We start from the raw sequence: 1,679 nt of genomic DNA, 5'->3' as shown, positions 1-1,679 counted from the left end.
AATGGTGAAGACGAATTTACGTACACCAATGAAGATGGCAATACAGAAACGGTCACAGTGACGGTTGATCCGATTGCTGATGACACAGTATTAGTAGCTGATTCAGCAACGACTGATGAAGATACGCCAGTGGTTATCGATGTCGTCGCAAATGATACGGATGCCGATGGCGTCACATCTCCTGTTGCATCAGTGACAGACGGCACGAACGGGACCGTTGTGATTAACGCTGACGGGACCGTGACTTACACTCCAGATGCAGACTTCAATGGTGAAGACGAATTTACGTATACCAATGAAGATGGCAATACAGAAACGGTGACAGTGACGGTTGATCCGATTGCTGATGACACAGTATTAGTAGCAGACAGCGCAACGACTGACGAAGACACGCCAGTGGTTATCGATGTCGTCGCAAATGATACGGATGCCGATGGTGAAGTTTCACCTGTTGCGTCAGTAACCGATGGCACCAACGGGACCGTAGCGATTAACGCTGACGGCACCGTGACCTACACACCAGATGCAGACTTCAATGGTGAAGACGAATTTACGTACACCAACGAAGATGGCAATACAGAAACGGTTACCGTGACGGTTGATCCGATTGCTGATGACACAGTATTAGTCGCAGACAGCGCAACGACTAATGAAGATACGCCAGTGGTTATCGATGTCGTCGCAAATGATACGGATGCCGATGGTGTCACATCTCCTGTTGCGTCAGTCACAGACGGTACGAACGGGACAGTAGCGATTAACGCTGACGGCACCGTAACTTACACGCCAAACGCAGACTTTAATGGTGAAGACGAATTTACGTACACTAATGAAGATGGCAATACAGAAACGGTCACAGTGACGGTTGATCCAGTTGCCGATGACACAGTATTAGTAGCTGATTCAGCAACGACTGACGAAGATACCCCAGTAGTTATCGATGTCGTCGCAAATGATACGGATGCCGATGGTGAAGTTTCACCTGTTGCATCAGTGACAGACGGCACGAACGGTACCGTTGCGATTAACGCTGACGGCACCGTGACTTACACGCCAAACGCAGACTTTAATGGTGAAGACGAATTTACTTACACCAATGAAGATGGCAATACAGAAACGGTCACAGTAACAGTTGAAGCAGTGGCCGATGACACAGTATTAGTCGCAGATAGCGCAACGACTGATGAAGATACGCCGGTAGTTATCGATGTTGTCGCAAATGACAGCGATGCAGATGGTGAAGTTTCACCGGTTGCATCAGTGACAGACGGCACGAACGGGACTGTTGCGATTAACGCTGACGGCACCGTGACTTACACGCCAAACGCAGACTTTAATGGTGAAGACGAATTTACGTACACTAATGAAGATGGCAATACAGAAACCGTGACAGTGACGGTTGATCCGATTGCTGATGACACAGTATTAGTAGCTGACAGCGCAACAACTGATGAAGATACCCCAGTAGTTATCGATGTCGTCGCAAATGATACGGATGCCGATGGTGAAGTTTCACCGGTTGCGTCAGTCACCGATGGTACTAACGGGACAGTAGCGATTAACGCTGACGGTACCGTGACCTACACACCAGATGCAGACTTCAATGGTGAAGACGAATTTACGTACACTAATGAAGATGGCAATACAGAAACCGTGACAGTGACGGTTGATCCGATTGC

General features: G+C 48.3%; 1 protein-coding gene. It reads left to right on the top strand.

Annotated elements, in window-relative coordinates:
* On the top strand, positions 1 to 1,679 hold a 1,679-nt coding region (locus tag V5290_RS17185; RefSeq protein ID WP_333388707.1), incomplete at both ends, for an Ig-like domain-containing protein.

Origin of the sequence: Psychromonas arctica (assembly GCF_036697365.1) — a bacterium.
GTDB lineage: Bacteria > Pseudomonadota > Gammaproteobacteria > Enterobacterales > Psychromonadaceae > Psychromonas > Psychromonas arctica_A.
This window is presented reverse-complemented; position numbering and strand designations above follow the sequence as displayed.